This is a genomic window from Porcipelethomonas ammoniilytica, from assembly GCF_025567485.1.
Classification (GTDB): Bacteria; Bacillota; Clostridia; order Oscillospirales; family Ruminococcaceae; genus Porcipelethomonas; species Porcipelethomonas ammoniilytica.
In genome coordinates this window covers 1-320 of sequence record NZ_JAOQKH010000124.1, presented here as the reverse complement: position 1 = coordinate 320, position 320 = coordinate 1, and the positions used below count along the sequence as shown (strand labels likewise).

Genomic DNA, 320 nt, shown 5'->3' with positions numbered 1-320 from the left:
ACTACCGCTAACGGAATAGCGGGTTTAATCAATATTTTGTTGTTAAACAATTATCTATGCGACTTCAAGTCGCACCCAAGGAATATCGAGATTATGGAGTGCTATCAGCTTTTTCTGACAGTTCGTGCCTGTACCCATTTTGCCGGTACTTCCTAAAAGCACTCTGATTTCTCCCTTATTTACTTTATCAAAGAGATCTGCTTTCTGCTTTTCCGTTTTGGCATCATGTACTGGTGCTATACTAAAAAAGTGGACAGCAAAAAGCGAAAGATGGTATAATAATAAAAAAAGGAGAGAAACACATGGAAAACACCAAGTAT

General features: G+C 37.8%; 1 protein-coding gene. It reads right to left on the bottom strand.

Annotated features, from left to right (window positions below; all coding sequences use genetic code 11):
• Nucleotides 1-54 precede the first annotated feature (54 nt).
• A partial coding sequence (locus OCV67_RS13605; protein WP_394802716.1) for a hypothetical protein occupies nucleotides 55-320 on the bottom strand: 266 nt, incomplete at its 5' end.